16 protein-coding genes and 1 pseudogene are annotated in these 17,889 nt (G+C 70.7%); 7 read left to right on the top strand and 10 right to left on the bottom strand.

The features are described 5' to 3' along the window. Positions 1–218: 218 nt before the first annotated feature. The gene (locus AB5T46_RS10515) at positions 219–1,448 is read left to right on the top strand and encodes an acyltransferase family protein (protein WP_370563880.1); all 1,230 of its coding nucleotides are present in this window, start codon (positions 219–221) and stop codon (positions 1,446–1,448) included. A 187-nt stretch (positions 1,449–1,635) separates the two neighbouring features. Here AB5T46_RS10515 and chaB read toward each other — a convergent pair whose 3' ends face one another. Further along, positions 1,636–1,863 carry a putative cation transport regulator ChaB gene (gene chaB / locus AB5T46_RS10510; protein ID WP_370563879.1) on the bottom strand — a complete coding sequence of 76 codons (228 nt, stop codon included), beginning with the start codon at positions 1,861–1,863 and terminating at the stop codon, positions 1,636–1,638. Positions 1,864–2,272: 409 nt separating this feature from the next. Between chaB and AB5T46_RS10505 the strand changes: the two genes are divergently transcribed. Further along, the gene (locus AB5T46_RS10505; RefSeq protein WP_370563878.1) at positions 2,273–2,917 is read left to right on the top strand and encodes a DUF5671 domain-containing protein; all 645 of its coding nucleotides are present in this window, start codon (positions 2,273–2,275) and stop codon (positions 2,915–2,917) included. Beyond that, complete coding sequence (locus AB5T46_RS10500; protein ID WP_370563877.1) at positions 2,914–3,378, top strand: hypothetical protein; 465 nt, start codon at positions 2,914–2,916, stop codon at positions 3,376–3,378. The genes AB5T46_RS10505 and AB5T46_RS10500 overlap by 4 nt, the downstream gene beginning before the upstream one ends. A gap of 213 nt (positions 3,379–3,591) precedes the next feature. Here the strand turns inward: AB5T46_RS10500 and AB5T46_RS10495 are convergent, their stop codons facing one another. After that, on the bottom strand, positions 3,592–4,809 hold the full coding sequence (locus AB5T46_RS10495) for a serine hydrolase domain-containing protein (RefSeq protein ID WP_370563876.1): 1,218 nt from the start codon (positions 4,807–4,809) through the stop codon (positions 3,592–3,594). 204 nt (positions 4,810–5,013) lie between these two features. Between AB5T46_RS10495 and AB5T46_RS10490 the strand changes: the two are divergent. After that, a pseudogene (locus tag AB5T46_RS10490) lies at positions 5,014–5,322 on the top strand (endonuclease); the annotation flags it as partial. Positions 5,323–5,376: 54 nt separating this feature from the next. On the opposite strand, the gene AB5T46_RS10485 reads toward AB5T46_RS10490, so the two are convergent. The 3 genes from AB5T46_RS10485 to ligD form a co-directional block, all read right to left on the bottom strand. After that, complete coding sequence (locus AB5T46_RS10485; RefSeq protein ID WP_370563875.1) at positions 5,377–6,336, bottom strand: manganese catalase family protein; 960 nt, start codon at positions 6,334–6,336, stop codon at positions 5,377–5,379. Positions 6,337–6,544: 208 nt separating this feature from the next. After that, positions 6,545–6,826 carry a hypothetical protein gene (locus AB5T46_RS10480; RefSeq protein WP_370563874.1) on the bottom strand — a complete coding sequence of 94 codons (282 nt, stop codon included), beginning with the start codon at positions 6,824–6,826 and terminating at the stop codon, positions 6,545–6,547. A gap of 29 nt (positions 6,827–6,855) precedes the next feature. Beyond that, positions 6,856–9,372 carry a DNA ligase D gene (ligD, locus tag AB5T46_RS10475; protein ID WP_370563873.1) on the bottom strand — a complete coding sequence of 839 codons (2,517 nt, stop codon included), beginning with the start codon at positions 9,370–9,372 and terminating at the stop codon, positions 6,856–6,858. Positions 9,373–9,636: 264 nt separating this feature from the next. Between ligD and AB5T46_RS10470 the strand changes: the two genes are divergently transcribed. Both AB5T46_RS10470 and AB5T46_RS10465 read left to right on the top strand, forming a co-directional pair. After that, positions 9,637–10,161, top strand: coding sequence for a hemerythrin domain-containing protein (locus AB5T46_RS10470; RefSeq protein ID WP_370563872.1), 525 nt, complete (start codon positions 9,637–9,639; stop codon positions 10,159–10,161). 269 nt (positions 10,162–10,430) lie between these two features. Next, positions 10,431–11,642 (top strand): MFS transporter, encoded by a 1,212-nt coding sequence (locus AB5T46_RS10465; protein WP_370563871.1) that lies wholly within the window; start codon positions 10,431–10,433, stop codon positions 11,640–11,642. Between the two features lie 42 nt (positions 11,643–11,684). Here the strand turns inward: AB5T46_RS10465 and AB5T46_RS10460 are convergent, their stop codons facing one another. Together AB5T46_RS10460 and AB5T46_RS10455 are read right to left on the bottom strand one after the other, a co-directional pair. After that, positions 11,685–12,683, bottom strand: a complete 999-nt coding sequence (locus AB5T46_RS10460; RefSeq protein ID WP_370563869.1) for an alpha/beta hydrolase — start codon at positions 12,681–12,683, stop codon at positions 11,685–11,687. A 148-nt stretch (positions 12,684–12,831) separates the two neighbouring features. Next, entirely contained in the window at positions 12,832–13,656 is an 825-nt protein-coding gene (locus AB5T46_RS10455) for a helix-turn-helix domain-containing protein (protein ID WP_370563868.1), read from the bottom strand. Here AB5T46_RS10455 and AB5T46_RS10450 point away from each other — a divergent pair. Further along, the gene (locus AB5T46_RS10450) at positions 13,583–14,782 is read left to right on the top strand and encodes an NAD(P)-dependent oxidoreductase (protein WP_370563867.1); all 1,200 of its coding nucleotides are present in this window, start codon (positions 13,583–13,585) and stop codon (positions 14,780–14,782) included. The genes AB5T46_RS10455 and AB5T46_RS10450 overlap by 74 nt on opposite strands. 9 nt (positions 14,783–14,791) lie before the next feature. On the opposite strand, the gene AB5T46_RS10445 is transcribed toward AB5T46_RS10450, so the two are convergent. The 3 genes from AB5T46_RS10445 to AB5T46_RS10435 form a co-directional block, all read right to left on the bottom strand. After that, positions 14,792–15,664: a helix-turn-helix transcriptional regulator gene (locus tag AB5T46_RS10445; protein WP_370563866.1), complete on the bottom strand. Its 873-nt coding sequence runs from the start codon at positions 15,662–15,664 to the stop codon at positions 14,792–14,794. Positions 15,665–15,726: 62 nt separating this feature from the next. Then, positions 15,727–16,161: a VOC family protein gene (locus tag AB5T46_RS10440; RefSeq protein WP_370563865.1), complete on the bottom strand. Its 435-nt coding sequence runs from the start codon at positions 16,159–16,161 to the stop codon at positions 15,727–15,729. Between the two features lie 117 nt (positions 16,162–16,278). Next, positions 16,279–17,862, bottom strand: coding sequence for an alpha-amylase family glycosyl hydrolase (locus tag AB5T46_RS10435; protein WP_370563864.1), 1,584 nt, complete (start codon positions 17,860–17,862; stop codon positions 16,279–16,281). Between the last annotated feature and the right edge of the window lie 27 nt (positions 17,863–17,889).

Raw genomic sequence — 17,889 nt, 5'->3', positions numbered from 1 at the left:
GTGTAGAGCGGAGCTTGCTCCGCTGCTCCCGTCTCCGAAGCCAAGAGCAGCGGAGCAAGCTCCGCTCTACGGAGGGGGGCGGGCATCACGGAGGGACGGCCATGGTTCGTCCCTGCCGTCCGCCACTCGTCCCACGGGCGCCGCGTGGCGTCACTTTCCGCTTTCGGGCACGCCGCCGCGGCCGGACGCTGACGGTCCCGAACCGGACGAGTCCCGCCATGTCATCCACATCCCCGACCGTTCCCGGCCAGCCGCGCCGCCACGACATCGATGCGCTGCGCGTGCTCGCCTTCGCGCTGCTGATCCTCTATCACTCCGGCATGTTCTACGTGGCCGACTGGGGCTGGCACGTCAAGTCGGCCTACACCGCGGACTGGCTGAAGTGGCCGATGCTGGCGGTGAACCCGTGGCGAATGTCGCTGCTGTTCCTGATCTCCGGGCTGGCGGTCAACTTCCTGCTGCGCGGCACGGGCGGGGCGGGCTTCGCCCGCGACCGGCTCAAGCGCCTGCTGCTGCCGCTGGCATTCGGCATGGCGGTGGTGGTGCCGCCGCAGGCCTACCTGCAGGCGCTGTCCAACGGCGCCTTCGAGGGCAACTATGCGCAGTTCCTGCTGCACTACTTCACGTTCCAGTCGTGGCCTGCCGGCGCATTCGACGGCTCGGACATCGGCATCACCTGGAACCACTTGTGGTACCTGCCGTACCTGCTGGCGTACTCGCTGCTACTGGCGGCGCTGCTGCCGCTGCTCGACAGCCGCGTCGGCCATGCGCTGCGCAACTGGTTTCGCGGCCTGCGCGGCCTGCGGCTGTGGCTGCTGCCGGTGCTGCCCCTCGCCGCGGCGACCTGGCTGTTGGCCGGGCGCTTCCCGGCCACGCACGACCTGATCCACGACTGGCACAACCACGCGATCTACCTGCCGATGTTCCTGTTCGGCTACTGGATCGGCGCGGACGCCGGCCTGTGGGCGGAACTGCGCCGCCGCCGCTGGTGGCTGCTGGGCGCGGCGGCGGCGACGTTCGCCGCATTCCTCGCGCTGCTGGTGGGGACCGGGCCGGACTCCGGGTCGGAGCTCGCGTGGGCGGCATACGCGTTCGCCAGGCGCCTGAACAGCTGGACCTGGATCCTGCTGGTGATGGCCTGGGGCCATCACCTGCTGAACCGGCCGTTCCGCTGGCTGCCGTACGCCAGCCAGGCGGTCTATCCCTGGTACGTGCTGCATCAGACCATCACCGTCGTCGCCGGGTACTGGCTGGCGCAGCTGTCGCTCGGGCCGGTGGCCGAACCGCTGTTGGTGATCGCCATCACCGTCGCCGGTTGCCTGCTGATCACCGAATACCTGGTCCGCCGCGTGCGCCTGCTGCGGCCGCTGTTCGGGATGAAGGCGGCCGCGCCGGCAGCCGTCGTGCGGCGTTGCCCGGACATCCCGCTGCGGGCCGGGCATCCCTAGGAGCGCGCATCGCCCGCGGCATCCGTGCAATGCGACGAGCCGGGTCGCCCTTGTGGGAGTGGCGGCGGCATGCCGCCGCCGGGAAGTCGCGACAGCCGGCGCCTGCGCAGTCGCGACTTCCGTCGCTCCCACAGGTCACTGGGCTGCCCCGCGCAAGCCACCCGCGCCGGCATCGCGTACGGTGCCGCTACTTGGTGTGCCAGTTGCCGTCGTCGCCCTTTTCGTATTTGTCCTTTACCGCGGACCACGCCACCTTGTGCGCGGTCTCCTCGCGCGAGGCGTCGCCGCGGCGTTCGTCCGGTTTGTCGTACTGCTCCCAGGCGCTGTTGAAGGCTTCCTTGTAGATCTCCTGCGCGTGCCTGGGCACGTGGTCGCGGACGTTGTCGGGCAGCTCGGCGATGCTGTGATACGGCATGGCGGGTCTCCTGACGTGAGGTTGCCGCCACCCTGCGACGGCGCCGGTTAGGCGCCCGTGATCCCTTGATGAATCACGCCGGTTCGACGCGGTCCGTCCCAGGGCGACGTTCCCGTCGGGTCCGTGCGCGTGCAGCCGCACCATGCCGGAGACAACCGCCGCCCGCGCAGGACCGGCGCGGCCCCCGTCGGCGCACATCGGTGTGGCCGCGCGGAGTCGCCGGGTGCGCGGTACCGGAAGGTTCGGGGGTATCGCGCGCATGGCGCGCTCCTACGGAAGCAGCGTGCTGCGAGGGTTCCTTGTCGACGCGAAAGCACCGGGCTGCCATCGTGCCAGGCGCGCGGTTGCCGGTCTGGTGCCGGTCCCGGACCTGCTAGATTGGCCGTCCGCAACCGGCAAGGAACAGGGCATGGCCTCGGCAACGCAGGATCTGGAGTGGTTCGTCCGCGAGGCCCTCGCGAGGGGCGAGTCGAGAGCGGCGGTCGAGGCGGCGCTGACCGCGGCGGAGTGGCCGCCCGAGCAGGTCCGCAGCGCGCTCGGCGCCTATGCCGAGGTTCCGTTCTCCGTGCCGGTTCCGCGGCCGCGGCCGTACCTGTCGGCGCGCGAGGCCTTCCTCTACCTGGTGTTGTTCGCCACGCTCTACGTCGCCGCGTACCACCTCGGCAGCCTGCTGTTCGACCTGATCAACCGCGCGCTGCCCGATCCGGCCGATCCCGACTACGTCGTCGGCGGCCTCGCACGGTCGATGCGCTGGTCGACCGCCTCGGTGATCATCGCGTTCCCGGTGTTCCTCTATGTCGCGCACTACCTGGGCAGGGAGCTGGCGCGCAACCCGGTCAAGCGGTTGTCGACGGTGCGCCGCTGGCTGACGTACCTGACCCTGTTCCTGGCCGCGGCGGTGCTCGTCGGCGACATGATCACGCTGGTCTACAACCTGCTCGGCGGCGAGCTGACGCTGCGCTTCGTGCTCAAGGTGCTGGTGGCGGCGGTGATCGCCGGCGCGATCTTCGGCTACTACCTGCTGGACCTGCGGCGCGAGGAGAAGGAAACGTGAGCGCCGGGCGCTGGCTGCTGGTCGCCGCGGGCGGGGTCGCGATTGTGGCGGTCGTCGCCGCGGTTGCGGTGATGGGCACACCGGCCGCGCAGCGCGAGGCGAAACTCGACAACCGGCGCGTTCACGACCTGCAGCGCATTGCCGATGTGGTCGACCACTACTACGAGCAGCACGACGCGCTTCCGCCGGACCTCGCCATCCTGGCCGGCCAGCCGGGACAGCGGCTGGCGATCGCCGATCCGGTGGACGGCACGCCCTACGGCTACGAGATCACGGGCGAGCGCGGCTTCCGTTTGTGTGCGGCCTTCACCACGGACACCGCCGATACTCGGCCGGGCGTGCGGCCGTGGTCGTCCGAGTGGAACCACGGTGCGGGGCTCGGATGCTTCGATCGCCGGGCCGGAAAGGGTGCCGGCGATGGCAGAAAGCCCCTGGATGACCAGCCCTTCGGGCTGTTGTAAGGCGCTTCCCGCCTACGCGGGAATGACGATGTGTAGATTGGTCGATCTGTTCTCCGTGCCGTGTTCCGTCGTTGTGGACTGATGGTTAAGTAGTTCCGCACCCCGTGCTCCGTCATTCCCGCGCAGGCGGGGCGGTGGTGCCTTTGCAGGAGGGGATCTCGTCGTTCCCATTTGCACGGCGGCGGCGTCGCAAGTAATGACGGCGGTTACCGATCACCACTCGTCGCGCGCCATCCGTTCCTCGATCGCGGTGAACGCGGAATGCGCGCCGACAGGCGCGTCGGGCATGCCGGTGGCGAAGTAGGCCACGCCGGTACCGGCCTCGCGGTCCACCCACAGCCCCGACAGCAGGCCATAGGCGGCGCCGGCATGTCCGACGCGGGGTACGCCATTGCCGAACGGGTCGTCGCGGCAACCATCGCGCGGCGTGGCCAGGATTTGCACGGCCAGGCCGTAGCGGCACATGAAACCCTGCCGCGACTGCCCGCTGTCGTCTTCCTCGAAGGTGATGCCGTTGCCGGGCGCCCAGGTCCACAGCGGCTGCACCAGCGTGCGTACCGATTCGGGCCGCAGCAGGCGCACGCCGTCGACGCTGCCGTCGCCGAGCAGCAGCCGGCCGATCCTGGCGAGCCCGTTCGCGGAGATGCGCAGCCCGCCCTGCGGCGAGAACAGCGCGCCGTTCACCCCGGCGCGCCATTGCGCCAGGTCGCAATCGCCGTTGCTGGCGCGGTTGACCGGACACGCCGGCTTGCGGCCGCGGTTGTCGTCGCGCACCGGCGTGCCCTCGGCGTCGTACAGCACCACGGCGCGCGCGGCGGTGGCGGTGTCGCACAGTTCCCAGTTGAAGCAGCCGGCGATCCCCAACGGGCGCAGCACCAGCGCGTCCATCAGCCGGTCGAAGCGCTCGCCGGTGGCGTTCTCCATCACCGCGGCGACCAGCGGGAAGTTGAGGTTGGTGTAGCGGAAGTACGTGCCCGGCGCATGCGCCGCGTCCCATGCGCGGGGATCGTCCAGGATGTCCTTCAGCGCGCCGTCCAGCGGCACCGCGTAGTAGCCGGCCGCGTCGGTCAGGCCGGAGCGGTGCGACAGCAGCAGGCGCAGGGTGATGGGCCGGTCGGGATGTCGCGGGTGTCGCAGCGACCAGCCGAGCAGGTCCGACACGTCGGCGTCCAGGTCCAGCTCGCCGGCCTCCACCAGCCGCATCACGGCGATCGCGGTGACCAGCTTCGAGATCGATGCGATCCGCACCGGGTCCTCCGCGCCGATCGCGCGCCCGGCAGCAACGTCGGCCAGGCCCTTGGCGCGGATCTCGGTGACGCCGTCGCGGTCGAACGCGACGCGCACCATGCCCACGGGTTCGGCGGCGTGAAGATCGCCGGTGACGGCCAGCACGGCCGCCAGGCAACAGGACCACCAGCAGCGATGCAACATGATCGGGTCTCCGCGTTGTGGGTGGGTGCGCGCCCTATACGGCAACCGGCGACGGCCGCGAGCCGTCCCATCCTACGGAACCGTTGCTCAGGCCGCGAGGTATGCCGCACCGGTTGACGCCGGCCTCACCGCCCACCCGATACTGCCGTGCATCCCGAGGGCCCTTCCATCGTCATCCTCAGGGAAGCGGCCGCGGGTTTCGCCCGGCGCGAGGTGCTGCGCCGCATCCGCGTACATCCGGAAAGCCGCATCGGCGCGCTGCCGCCGCGCAAGCTGTCGGAGCTGATCGACCAGGCGCGCGAGTACAGCTTCGATTTCCTGCGCTGGAAGCGGGCGTTCGTGCTGCGGCAGCACTACCGGGTGCACACGAAGACGATCTGTCCGCGCGACGGCCATCGGCTGAGCTACCGCAAGTACCTGGGCCGGGCGCGACGCCGCGCCTTCTTCTGCGAGGCCTGCCAGCGGCTGTATGCCGGTGGCCTGGAAAGCGACAGCGCCGACACCGCTCCGTAGGAGCGCGCATGGCGCGCCCCTACGGGCACCCTACGGGCAGCGGCTGCAGGCGGACTACTTCCTGGGCTTGCGCGCGCGCTTCGTCGGCTGCGCCGGCGCGTCCGGCGCCTGCTGCTTGACCGCGGCGGTCTTCGCCATCGTGCCCTCGGCCTTGCCCAGCTCGATGCCGGTGATCGGGTCGGTCTCCGGATCCGAACGGGTGCGCACGGCCATCGCGTCGACCGCGCTCTTCTCCTTGCGCGACAGCTTCACCTTCGGCAGGCCGTCGCCGCCGTCCATTCCCAGGAACTGCTCGCGATCGTCGACGTAGTCGAAGTTGCGGTCGCTGTTCCAGGGACCGCGCATGTCGCCTTCTCCCTGCGAGGTGTTGACGTACATCTCCTCGAACTCCGGCATGCCGGCCAGCTTGCCCGGCGGGAAGTTGGGATCCATCGAGTACAGCGCCTTCTCGAACGACTTCTGGTGCGACATCTCGCGCGTCATCAGGAAGCCGAGCGCTTCCTTGACCCCCGGATCGGAAGTGACGTTGATCAGGCGCTCGTAGACGATCTTGGCGCGCGCCTCGGCGGCGATGTTGGAGCGCAGGTCGGCGGCGGGGTCGCCGATGCTGTCGATGTAGCCGGCCGTCCACAGCTGGCCGCCGGAGTTGGTGAGCGCGGGCCCGCCGCCGTACAGCACCTGGGTGAGGTGGGAGTCGTTGCCGGCGCCCTGCAGCGAGCGGAACAGCTCGGCCTCCTCCTCCACGCCTTCGGCCAGGCGGCCCTTGGCGCCCTTGTTGAGCATGGCCACGATCGTGCCGATCACCTCCAGATGGCTGAGCTCCTCGGTGGCGATGTCGAGCAGCATGTCCTTGCGCCCGGGATCGTCCTCGGCCAGCGCCTGGGTGAAGTAGCGCATCGCCGCGGCGAGTTCGCCCTGCGGGCCTCCGAACTGCTCGAGCATGAGATTGGCGAGGCCGGGATTGCTCTCGGACACGTGGACCGAATACTGCAGGCGCTTGTTGTGGGCGAACATGGGATTCTCCGTGGAGGCGGATGGCGCGGCCGCGATGCGCATCGCGTGCCGGGAGATCGAGTGTCGCGGCACCCGGATCAAGACGCCGCGAATTTCGCGCACGTTTTTTCGTGGCCGGGTGCACGACCGGCGAACCGCGCACGGCTGAATGCGCCGCGCATGGGTGCGCCCGCGCGCGAACGCGAACGCGGTCACGAACGCGGCATGCTCACGCCTTCGGCGCCGGGTGCCGTGATGCCGGTGCGGATTCCCACTGCGCACGATCGTCGTGGACCTCGGCGTAGCGGTCGTGCGCGTGCCGGCTGATGTAGGTGCTCAGGCCGCGTCCGGCGGCCGCCAGCTTGCGCATGCGCGCGAGCCGGCCGGGACCGGCGCTGTCGGCGGTGTACACGTAGACCGCGCCGGACCGGAACTCCACCGCGATCGCCCTGGGCGGCAGCGCGTACGCGACCACGCCGCTGTCGCCGTGGAGATCGGCATAGCGTTTCATCCGTCCGGCCCGCGCGCGGCCCCGGGGGCTCAGTCCTCGGACGACCACCGGGAAAGATCCTGTTTCACCGTCTCGATGCCCTGCCAGGGATCCTTGCGCCGCCGCTTCAGCCGCGCCGGCACGTCGCGCATCGTGAATGCGTCGGCCTTCCTGAGTTTGGACAGTTCGCTCCAGGCCAGCGGCAGCGCGACCGGGGCGCCGGGGCGCGCACGCAGCGAATAGGACGCCACGGCGGTCGCGCCGCGGCCGTTGCGCAGGTAATCGACGAAGATCTTCCGGTTGCGCAGCTTCAGCGTCGACACCGCGACGAACCGCAGCGGCTCGGACTTGGCCAGGGCATCGGCGAAGCCGTGCGCGAAGCGCTTCACCAGGTCCCATTCGCAGCCGGGATCGAGCGGCACCACCACGTGCAGGCCCTTGCCGCCCGTGGTGCGCAGGAACGAGTCGAGTTCCAGCTGCCGCAGCAGCTTGCGCACGTGCACGGCGGCGCCCTTGACCTCGGCGAACCGCACCCCGGGGCCGGGGTCGAGGTCGAACACCACGCGGTCGGCCAGGTCCGGCGTATCGGCGCGCGCGCCCCACGGATGCAGCTCCAGGGCGTTGAACTGCACCAGTTCCATCAGCCCGGCGGCGTCCTCGACGACCAGGTAGTTGGCGTTGTTGCCGGCCTCCTCCTTGAGCCGGGCGAACGACACCGCCTCCAGCCCCGCGGTGTGGTGCTTCTGGAAGAAGCACGGCTTTTCCGAGCCGTTCGGGCAGCGGATGACCGAGAGCGGCCGGCCGGCGATCTCCGGCAGCACGTGGTCCATCACCGCCTGGTAGTAGTCGGCCACGTCCTGCTTGGTGGCGCGGATGCCGGGGAAGACGATCTTGCCGGGACTGGTGAGCCGCGGTGCCGCGTCGTTTTCCGGTTTCGCGCGCCTGGCCGGTGTCTTCTTGCGGGCGCCGGCGCCACGGCCGCCATCCCGCAGGTCGGCCACGTCCTTGTCCGCGCGCACCGCCTTGAGCGAGGCCTGGCGCAGCAGGCCCTTGCGCCCGGCGCCGCGCGAGAACACCTCCACCACGAAGCGCGGCGCGAACCACTTCGCCGTGCGCAGGTCGGTGTCGTGTTCCGGCACGTGCACCGTCGGCGCCTTGCGGCCGGCCTTGCCGATGCGCCGGCTCAGTTCCTCGATGAGTTGCTCGCTGAAGCCGGTGCCGACGCGGCCGGTGTAGGCCCAGCCGTGCCCGGGATCCGGCCGCGCCAGCAGCAGCGATCCGAACCCGCTGCGCGCGCCCTTGGGCGCGGTGTAGCCGACCACCGCGTATTCCTCGCTCGCCAGGTGCTTGGTCTTGCGCCACTCGTCGCTGCGTCCGTCGCGGTAGGGACGGTCGCCGCGCTTGGAGATGATGCCCTCGAAATGGCGCTCGCCCGCCAGCGCGTACGCGGCCTCGCCGTCGCCCTCGATGTGCGAGCTGAAGGCCAGGTGCGGCGGCGGCTTGGCCAGCACCTGCTGCAGCAGTGTCTTGCGTTCGGCCAGCGGCGCTTCCGAGATGTCGATGCCGTCCAGGTACAGCAGGTCGAACAGCACGTAGGCCAGCGCGCCCTGCCTCTCGCCCGAGAGCGTGGCCTGCAGCAGGCCGAAGTCCTCGCGCGCGCCGCTGCCGGCGATCAGCTCGCCGTCCAGGGCGGCGGAGGTCAGGTTCAGTTGTTCCACCGCCGCGCGGATCTCCGGAATTCGGTCGCTCCATTCCAGCGCGTTGCGCGACCACAGCCGCACCTGGCCGTCGTCGATGGTGGCGAGGATCCGGTAGCCGTCCCACTTGAGTTCGTGCAGCCACTGCCCGCCCTTCGGCGGCGCGGTCCCGAGCCGTGCCAGCTGCGGCACGAACGGCCCTTCCGGTGGCTTGCGCTTGCGCGCGTGCGTGAGCGCCGCGGCGGCCTTCGACCAGTCGCGCTTGCGCCGGCGTGCGAGAGCCACCGTCTTGCGCCGCTTCTTCGACGCCTTGCCGCTGCCGGCGCGTCTGGCGTCCGCCCTGGGAGGCGCGGTGACGCCCGCCAGCAGGTCGTCGGCCTCGAGCGTGCCGGCGAAGGCGTCGTCGTTCTTGAACAGCAACCACTGCGGCTTGCTGCCGGACTTGCCCGAGCGCACCAGGTGCCAGCCGCCCTTGAGCTTGTCGCCGAACAGCTCGAAGCGCAGGTGCCCCTTCGCCAGTTGCGCCTCGGCATCGCCCTCGGTGGCCCAGATGCCGCGGTCGAACCGGGCGACGTGGCCGCCGCCGTATTCGCCTTCCGGGATCTCCCCTTCGAAGCAGCCGTAGTCGACCGGATGGTCCTCCACCTCGACCGCCATGCGCTTGACCTTGGGGTCGTAGCTCGGGCCCTTGGGCACCGCCCAGCTCTTGAGCGCATCGCCGACCTGCAGGCGCAGGTCGTAGTGGCGGCGGCGCGCATGGTGCAGCTGCACCACGAAGATCGCGCGCCGTCCCTTCGGCAGCCGCTTGCCCGGCTCGGGTTCGCGGGTTTTGGTGAATTGGCGCTTGCGCCTGTATTCAGTGAGGCTCATGCCTGTTCACCGTGATCGCGGCGCCATCAACGCGGCGCGAAGGCGCGAGGCGCGGCGCATTCCGTCGGCTTGCATGCACTGCCTGTGCGCAGGAACGGGCCACGCTCGCGATACCGGTGTGGCTGAACGGGTGACCGGGTGTGCGGTGTCGGCGATGTCGGGGCATCGTGCGCATGGCGCGTGCGGGAAAACGCGCTGCGCCTTCACGGCCGCGTGAACCGCGATGCATTTGGATAGCCCTTCCCCCTTCCACGGTACACCGCCATGCGCGACATCCTCGAGACGCTGAAGAGCGAGCACGACACGCTTCGCGACCTGTTCGCGAAGATCAACGCCACCACCGATCGCGCGGAGAAGACGCGCGCCGAACTGCTGGACAGGATCGAAGCCCACCTGATCCCGCACGCAAAATGGGAGGAACTGGTGTTCTACCCGGCCTTCGCCGCGCGCGCGTCCCACGACCAGCTGCTGCAGCATGCCGAGGCCATCCAGGAACATCGCGCGGTGGAGCTGGCGGTGCTGCCGGACCTGCACGCCTCGCCGCCGACCTCGCGGCAGTTCGCCGGTTCGGTGAAGGTGCTGTCCGAGTTCATCGAGCACCACGCGAAGGAGGAGGAGAAGGAGATGTTCGCGTCCGCGCGGCGCCTGTTCACGGCCGAGGAGCGGGCCGACCTGGATCGCCAGTACGAGGACTGGAAGGCCTCGTCCGCCGCCGAGGCGATCGAGGCGCAGGCCAGGATCAAGACCGCGGCCAAGGCGATGTTGCGCGCGCCCAAGGCGCCCGGGTGACGTTCTTAGGAGCGCGCCATGCGCGCGATGCCGCGGGCGTCTCCGGTCTCAGTCATCGACGGTCCCCTCGCGAGCCGGAAGGTGCGCCGGTGGACGGAATCGCATGGCGGCGCCATACCCGCGGCATCGCGCGCATGGCGCGCTCCTACGTATTGGGCCGTGGCATGTCGGGCAACGATGCTTCGCGGAACGGTGTGGTGTCCGACGGGGGTGGTTCCGGTGGATGTTGCAATGCACAATAATGATGTGACTTCCTCGCGGGATCCGATATGGCAGACAGCGGCACCCGGACCGCGCGGCCGCTCACGCGGCGCGATACCACGCTGATCCTGTTCGCGCTGGCGATGGGCGGGTTCGCCATCGGCACCAGCGAATTCGTGCCGATGGGCCTGATGCCCGACCTGGCGCGCGGGCTGGCGGTCGGCGAGCCGCAGGTCGGACATGCGATCAGCGCCTACGCGCTGGGCGTGGTGGTGGGCGCGCCGCTGCTGGCGATCCTCGGCGCGCGGCTGCGGCGCCGGCCGCTGCTGCTGGCGCTGATGGGCTTCTACGCGCTCGGCAACGTGGCCACCGCGCTGGCGCCGGGCTATCACGCGCTGCTGGCGATCCGCTTCATCGCCGGACTGCCGCACGGCGCGTACTTCGGCGTGGCGGCGCTGGTGGCGGCGTCGATCAGCCGCCCCGACCAGCGCGGCGCCGCGGTCGGCCGGGTGATGCTGGGCCTGGCGATCGCGCTGCTGGTCGGCAATCCGTTCGCCACCTGGCTCGGGCACACGTTCCACTGGCGCTGGGCCTTCGCGCTGGTGGCGGGCATCGCGGTGCTGACGGTGGTGCTGGTGGCGCGCTTCCTGCCGCCGGATCCGGACGAGCCGCGGCAGGACCCGATCCGCGAGCTGCGCGACTTCAACCGGTCGCAGGTGTGGCTGGCGCTGGCGATCGGCGCGATCGGCTTCTCCGGCATGTTCTGCGTCTTCAGCTACCTGGCGCCCACGCTGGTGCACGTGACCGGGGTGGCGGAGTCGTGGATTCCGCTCGGGCTGGTGGCGTTCGGCATCGGCGGGGTGATCGGCAGCCTGGCCGGCGGATGGCTGTTCGACCGCCTGCAGTTCCGCGCCGCCGCGGTGGTGCTGGCCTGGTCGGCCATGGTCCTGCTGGCGTTCCCGTTCGCGGCGCACTCGCCGTGGCTGGTGCTGCCGGCGGTGGTGGCGGTGGGCACCATGGGCGCGCTGGCGCCGATCCTGCAGACGCAGCTGATGGACGTGGCCGGCGGCGCGCAGACGCTGGCCGCCGCGTCCAACCATTCCGCGTTCAACGCCGCCAACGCGCTGGGGCCGTGGCTGGGCGGGATGGCGATCACCGCCGGATTCGGCTGGACCTCGACCGGCTACGTCGGCGCGGCGACCGCGGTCGCGGGGCTGCTGGTGTACGCGTGGGCGCGCCGCGACGCGCGCAGGCTGCGGCTGGCCGCCTGCACCGGCTGAGCCCGGGTGGCACGGCCAACTGCGTAGCGGTCGGCGAACGGTCTACCGGGCGTTCGCCTGCAGGAACGCGAGGATCCGTGCCAGCGCCTGCCGGCCGTCGGCGCCGTCGAGGTCGAACTGGTACTCGTGCGGAAGCGCGGGCGCGTGGTCGGCGGGATAGAACAGCGTGTCGACGGCGACGCCCGCGTGCGCCAGCCGCGCGGCGAATTCCCGCGACTGCGGTTGCAGCGGGTCGGCGTTGCCGGCGGTGAGAAAGGTCGGCGGGAAATCCGCGGTGACGTGATCGGCGACCGACGCCGACGCGAGATCGGGATCGTCGAGGAAGTCCTTCCGCCCGGTGTACGCCCACAGCACCGTCTTCAGGAAGCCGCCGAACGGGCCGTCGTAGTCCACCAGCGCCAGGTCGTAGGCGCCGCAGGCGAGCACCGTCGCCTTCAGCTGGTTCGCCTCGAGCGCCGGCGACAGCCGCATCATCCGCGCGTAGGCGGGACTGGTGGTCAGCGCCGCCACCTGCGCGGCGATCTGCGAACCGGCCGAGTCGCCGGCGAGCACGAACCGGTCCCTGTCGACATGCAGCCGCCCGGCATTGGCGGCGAGGTACTTCAACGCGTCGTTGGCCTGGATCACCGGCAGCGGATAGCGCTTGCCCGGCGCGATGGAGTAGTCGATGCCGACGGCCGTGTAGCCGTGCGCGGCGAGGATCCGCAGGTAGTTGGCGACGTCCTCCTTGCTGCCGGAGATCCAGGCGCCGCCGTGGACCCAGACGATGGTCGGCAGCACCGCGTCGGTACCGGCGATGCGCTCGGGGTAGAACACGTCGAGCCTGGCATCGCGATCGTCGTCGCGGTACGCGATGTCCCGCACCTCCGCGATTCCCGGCGGTACATGTTTCTCGAGCGCCTGCGCCATCGCGGTGCCGCCCTTCTCGAACGCGTATCGGATCAGCAGCGCCTGGGGCCACGGTGTCAGCCGGTCGAGGGCGAATACGAGCACCGCGAGGGCCAGTGCCGATGCGACCACCCAGGCGAGCGCCTTCTTCATCGAGGATTCCCCGTTCGCGACGACCGTTGCAGGCAGGATACCCGCCGGAACCGATCGCCGGTTTCATCGGAAATCGGGATCGGTGAGGCGCTCTGGTGCGACCGGAGCGAAGTCGTTGTTCGATGCTTCGGCGTCGCCGGCCGTGTCTTCAGGACGTGCGCCGCAGCAGCGGCTGCGCCGCGGCGCCGAGGACGCGGCGCAGGCAGCGCACCATGTGGCTCTGGTGGGAGAAACCCGTTTCCAGCGCGATGCGGGCGGCCGGCAGTTCGCGGCGCCTGAGCAGGGCCGCCGCGCGCTCCACCCGCCGCCGCACGACATAGGCGTGCACCGGCAATCCCGTCGCGCGCTTGAACTGCGTTTTCAGGTGCGAGGCGCTGATGCCGGCCACGCCGGCCAGCCGTGTCAGCGACAGGTCCTGGTCGAGGTGCGCATCGACGTAGTCGACCAGCCGCCGCAGCTGCGGCCGCGGCAGGCCATGTATCGGTGTCTGCGACGTGCGATGGCGGGCGAGCAGGTGCGCGGTGAGCGCCAGCGCCAGGCTCTCGGCGTAGAGCGTGCCGCCCGGACGGCCGGCCCGGCGATCGGCGTCCAGTGCCCAGGCGATGTGCCCGATCTGCGGATCGCGGAACTGGTGGCGGGCGGCCAGGCCGGCATGGGCACCGTCCAGGCCGATGTCTTCCGCCGAGCGCTGCAGCAGCGCCGGCGGGAAGTGCAGCAGCACCGACGTGCTGGACCTGTCCTCCTCCCAGGCGTCGGCGCTGCCGGCGGGCAGCAGGTCGACGTCGCCGTGCGCGTAGCGGAAGCGGTCGGCGCCACAGCTGCCGGTGACCGGCGCACCGGTGTGCACCTTGATGCGGTGTTCGGCCACGGCCTCGAGCGCGACGGTGCCCGGGCGGGTGATGAAGCGCTCCACCCGCAGTCCGGCAACGGGCGGCGTGGGAGCGGTGGAGATCACGGGCGGGTGCGCTTGCATGGAGTTCTCCTGGAAATGCATGCGGCGATTGTCGGGATTTCGTTGGCCCGAAAGCGCGGACACAGCGTCCCATCGTCCGGATGTGCTCGATGCGCGTCCGTTCCTGCGCGACGCGCGATCCGGGTGCGCCCAACATCGCATCCGGTCCGCAGCCACTCGCGGCGATGCGGTCCAGGCACGGCGCGATGCAGCGGCAGCGCCACAACGAAGGAGACATGTGATGAAGAACGAAGCGACGGTGATCGGACTGGGACAGATGGGCGCCACCCTGGCGCGGCTGCTGCTGGAGGCCGGCTGGCGGGTGACGGTGTGGAACAGGACGGCGGCGCGGGCCGATGCCCTGGTCGCACTGGGCGCGGTGCGGGCACCGGATGTGCTGGCGGCGGTACGCGCCAGCGACGTGGTGGTGGTGTGCGTGGACGATCACGCCGCCACCCGCGCGATCCTCGGCGATGATGCGATCGCGGCCGCCTTCCGCGGCAGGACGCTGATCGAACTCAGCACCGGCGGCGTGCAGGACGCACGCGAGGCCGATGCCTGGGCGCGCGCGCGCGGCGCCGACTACCTGGACGGCGCCATCCAGGCCGCACCGAGCCAGATGGGCCGGCCGGACACGCCGATCCTGCTGTCCGGCGCGCAGGCCGCGTGGAGCCGGCACGAGCCGTTGCTGCGCGTGTTCGGCGGCGGCCTGACCTGGCTGGGCGAGGATCCCGGCGCGGCCGCGGCCATGGACATGGCCACCCTGTCCTACATCTACGGCGCCATGATCGGCTTCCTGCACGGCGCGCGCATCGCCGAGGCGGAGGGCATCGCGGTGGATCGCTACGGCCAACTGGTGTCGGAGATCGGGCCCACGTTCGCGGACTTCCTGAGGCACGAGGGCGGCGTGATCGCGTCGGGCGATTTCACGGTGGGCGAAAGCCCGCTCAAGATCTCCGTGGAGGCGACGGCGCGGATTGCGCGCGCGGCGCACGATTCCGGCATCAACGACGAGTTCCCCGTGTTCGTCGCGGACCTGTTCCGCCGCGCGGCGGATGCCGGCTACGGCAACGAGGAGGCCGCGGCGCTGGTCAAGGTGCTGCGTGCGCCGCGGCCGGTCCCGCAAGGTCAGGCGGCCGCGGCCTGAGCGGACCGCTCAGGCCGGCGCGTCCGGCACGCCGCGCCGGACGTGCTCGGCGCGGCGATAGGCAGCGGGGGTCGTGCCGAAGCGGCGATGGAACAGCTCGCCGAAGTGCGACGGGGTGGAGAAGCCCAGGCTTTCGGCGATCGCGGCGATGCTGCGGTCGCTGTCGCGCAGGCGCTGGCTGGCCAGGTGCAGGCGGTGGGTGCGGACGTAGTCGCTCCAGGCCAGGCCCACTTGTCGCTTGAAGCGGCGGCTGAAATAGGCGGGCGAGAGCGCGCACAGCGCCGCCGCCTGTTCGGCCGAGGGCGCATGGGCGGGATCGCGGCGCAGGCGTTCGATCGCCGGGCGCAGGCGTTCGAGGTCGTCGGCGTCGGCCGGCAGCGTCTCGCCCGCGACCGCGGGTGCGCGCACCGCGGCGTGCAGCAGCAGTTCCACCAGCGGCTGGGTGAGCGGATCGTCGTTGCCGAGTCCGCCCAGCCATTCGGCGAGCATGGCCACGCGCCCGTGTTGCGAGGCGTCGGGCAGCGCGCAGAACGCGTGCGCCAGTCGTTCGAGCCCCGGCGCATGCGCCAGGGTTTCGCCGGCGACGGCGTCGATCTGCACCAGCAGCCAGTCGCGCGGGCCGGGCGCCAGGGCGAAATCGTGCCGGCGCATCGACGGCACGAAGGCGATGCCGCCGGGTGCCAGCGCATAGCGCCGCCCTTCGGCGGTGAAGGTGCCGGAGACGGCGCCGAACAGCACCAGCTCGTGCACGTCGTGGAAGTGCGGGAACGGCGCGCTGGCGGCGGCCTCGCCGCCCTGGACCACGCGCTCGACGCGGATCCGCGCGCCGGGGCGCAGTTCCACCGGTTCGCAGATCGGGCGCTCGAGGTACGGCACGGGCATCGTGCGAAGGATAGCGCCCGGCGCGGCGGCGCACCGCGGCCGGGCGCCGCCGGCAGGCGTGCTCAGCTTTGGCCGAACTGCACGTCGCCGGTATGGCTGACCATCCACTGCACGCCGAAGCGGTCGACGCAGATGCCGAACTTCTCGGCCCACTCGGTCTTCTGCAGCGGCATCTCGATGCCGCCGCCGGCCGACAGTCCGTCGAACACGCGATCGGCCTCCTCGCCGCTGTCCGCCTCCACGGCGACATAGGTATTGGTGCCGATCTTGAAAGCCTCGGGCCGGGTCACGTCGGAGGCCATCAGCATGCTGTCGCCCAGCGGCAGGGCGATGTGGGCGATCCGGTCGAGCATGTCCCCGGCCAGTCCCATCGCCTCGCCGCCGAATTCGCGAAAGCGCAGCACCATGGCGAACTCGCCGCCGAACACCGAGCGGTAGTGGTCGAAGGCTTCCTTGGCGTTGCCGTCGAAGTTGAGGTAGGGATTGGCGGTCTTCATCGGGCATGTCTCCTGTGGATGGGTGGACCTGTGGGATCCATCGATGCGACGAACGGGGTGCGGCCGGATCGACATGCCGGGCTGTTCCCCCGACGCGGGTGTCGGAATTGATCGCGCCTAAGGCGTGCCGAGGATCCGCACCGTCATCGGCGCCAGGCTCAGCGTCGAGGGATCGACCGTGCCGCCGTCGATCAGGTCGATCCATCGGTCGTCGGCAATGGTTGCGTCCAGCGCCGGCCGCGCCTCGGCGTCGCCGAGGTTGACCAGCAACAGGCTGCGCGCATCGCCGGATTCGCGCAGCACGCAGAGGACCTCGGAGGCGTCGCCGCACGGCAGGCGCTGGTCGCCGCCGCGCAGTTCCGGCCGCGCCTGCCGCAGCGCCAGCAGCGTGCGGTACCAGGCGAGCAGCGAGTCCGCGTCGCCTTGCTGTTCCTCTACCGAGACGCCGTCGTGCGCGCGGTTGGCGGGCTCGGTCCACCACGGCTTGTCGCCGCGATACCAGATCGCCGCGCCGGGCGCGTCGAGTTCCGCCGACCAGCGCATCGCCTCGCGCAGCGGGATGTGGTTCGAGTCGGACATGCCGTCTTCGCGGGTGATGCCGCGCATGCCCAGCTCCTGGCCGTAGTAGAGCAGCGGTTCGCCCCGCAACAGCAGCGACAGCGCGGCGGCGGCGCGCGCCCGTGCCGGGTCGTCGTCGATCAGCGACATGAAGCGGTCGGTGTCGTGGTTCTCGAGGAACACGATCTGGCCCTTGTCCGCCTGGGTGATCGCCTCGGTCTCGCGCACGGCCTGCACGATCTTGTCCTTGTCGAGATCGATGAGCGCGCCGCGCAGCGGGAAGGCGAACACCAGGTCGGCATCGCCGCGGACCAGCCAGTCCTCGCCGAAGCCCCAGTCGGCCTGCTCGGCGAGGATGCGGAAATCCGGGCGCCGCGCCCGCAGCGCCTCGAACACCGGCCGCCAGAAGCCGGCGAACAGATCCGTCGCCACGCCCTTGTGGTCGAGGTCGTCCATCATGTGGTCGATGCGGTAGCCGTCGACGCCGTCGCGTCCGCTGCCGTCGCCGTGCGGGTCGGCCCAGAACAGCAGCACGCGGGTGAAATAGTCGCGCACCCGCGGGTTGTTCAGGTCGATCATGGCGATGCCGATCTGGCGGCCGTCGTAGTGCGGCCAGGTGGCGCGATCGAGGAAAGGCTCGGCCTCGGTGCGCGCCGCGTCGCGCCACAGCAGGAAGTCGGCGAACGGCGCGCCGGCGAAGCCCTGCGAGCGCGTCCACCACGGGTGGCCCTCGCCGACGTACTGGATCTCCTGGTCCAGGTACACCTTCAGCCCGCGCGCGTGCGCGCCGCGGACGAAGGCGAAGTAGTCGTCGAGCGTTCCGTATTTGGGCTCGATGGTCTCGAAGTCGGTGGGGAAGTAGTTGTGGTAGAAGGGCGAGGGCTGCAGCGGCGTGAGCAGGATCGAGGTGATGCCGAGATCCTCGAGGTAATCGAGCCGTTCGGTCAGCCCGCGCAGGTCGCCGATGCGATCGCCGTCGGAGTCGCGGAAGCTGCGGAAGAAGACGTGGTAGAAGACCTCCTCGCCCGCCTGCGCCCGCGGCGGCGACGCCTCGGCAGCCGTGGCGGTTGGCGGTGCGGTGATTCCCGCTCCGGCGAGCGCGGCCACGACCACCAGTGCCGCCAATGTCTTCGCGATGCTCATGCAGGGTCCTCCTCGTGATGCGGGTTG

The sequence above is a fragment of the Luteimonas salinilitoris genome (assembly GCF_041300785.1).
Classification (GTDB): domain Bacteria; phylum Pseudomonadota; class Gammaproteobacteria; order Xanthomonadales; family Xanthomonadaceae; genus Luteimonas; species Luteimonas salinilitoris.
The sequence above is the reverse complement of the archived record's forward strand: the minus strand, read 5'-3'. Positions and strand labels throughout refer to the sequence as shown.

Coding starts and splice junctions, on each gene's coding strand:
- chaB (WP_370563879.1), bottom strand. CDS start 1,863: ATGCCGTATCACAGCATCGCCGAGCTGCCCGACAACGTCCGCGACCAC.
- AB5T46_RS10495 (WP_370563876.1), bottom strand. CDS start 4,809: ATGTTGCATCGCTGCTGGTGGTCCTGTTGCCTGGCGGCCGTGCTGGCC.
- AB5T46_RS10470 (WP_370563872.1), top strand. CDS start 9,637: ATGCGCGACATCCTCGAGACGCTGAAGAGCGAGCACGACACGCTTCGC.
- ligD (WP_370563873.1), bottom strand. CDS start 9,372: ATGAGCCTCACTGAATACAGGCGCAAGCGCCAATTCACCAAAACCCGC.
- AB5T46_RS10460 (WP_370563869.1), bottom strand. CDS start 12,683: ATGAAGAAGGCGCTCGCCTGGGTGGTCGCATCGGCACTGGCCCTCGCG.
- AB5T46_RS10465 (WP_370563871.1), top strand. CDS start 10,431: ATGGCAGACAGCGGCACCCGGACCGCGCGGCCGCTCACGCGGCGCGAT.
- AB5T46_RS10440 (WP_370563865.1), bottom strand. CDS start 16,161: ATGAAGACCGCCAATCCCTACCTCAACTTCGACGGCAACGCCAAGGAA.
- AB5T46_RS10445 (WP_370563866.1), bottom strand. CDS start 15,664: ATGCCCGTGCCGTACCTCGAGCGCCCGATCTGCGAACCGGTGGAACTG.
- AB5T46_RS10455 (WP_370563868.1), bottom strand. CDS start 13,656: ATGCAAGCGCACCCGCCCGTGATCTCCACCGCTCCCACGCCGCCCGTT.
- AB5T46_RS10435 (WP_370563864.1), bottom strand. CDS start 17,862: ATGAGCATCGCGAAGACATTGGCGGCACTGGTGGTCGTGGCCGCGCTC.
- AB5T46_RS10480 (WP_370563874.1), bottom strand. CDS start 6,826: ATGAAACGCTATGCCGATCTCCACGGCGACAGCGGCGTGGTCGCGTAC.
- AB5T46_RS10505 (WP_370563878.1), top strand. CDS start 2,273: ATGGCCTCGGCAACGCAGGATCTGGAGTGGTTCGTCCGCGAGGCCCTC.
- AB5T46_RS10515 (WP_370563880.1), top strand. CDS start 219: ATGTCATCCACATCCCCGACCGTTCCCGGCCAGCCGCGCCGCCACGAC.
- AB5T46_RS10485 (WP_370563875.1), bottom strand. CDS start 6,336: ATGTTCGCCCACAACAAGCGCCTGCAGTATTCGGTCCACGTGTCCGAG.
- AB5T46_RS10450 (WP_370563867.1), top strand. CDS start 13,583: ATGAAGCGCTCCACCCGCAGTCCGGCAACGGGCGGCGTGGGAGCGGTG.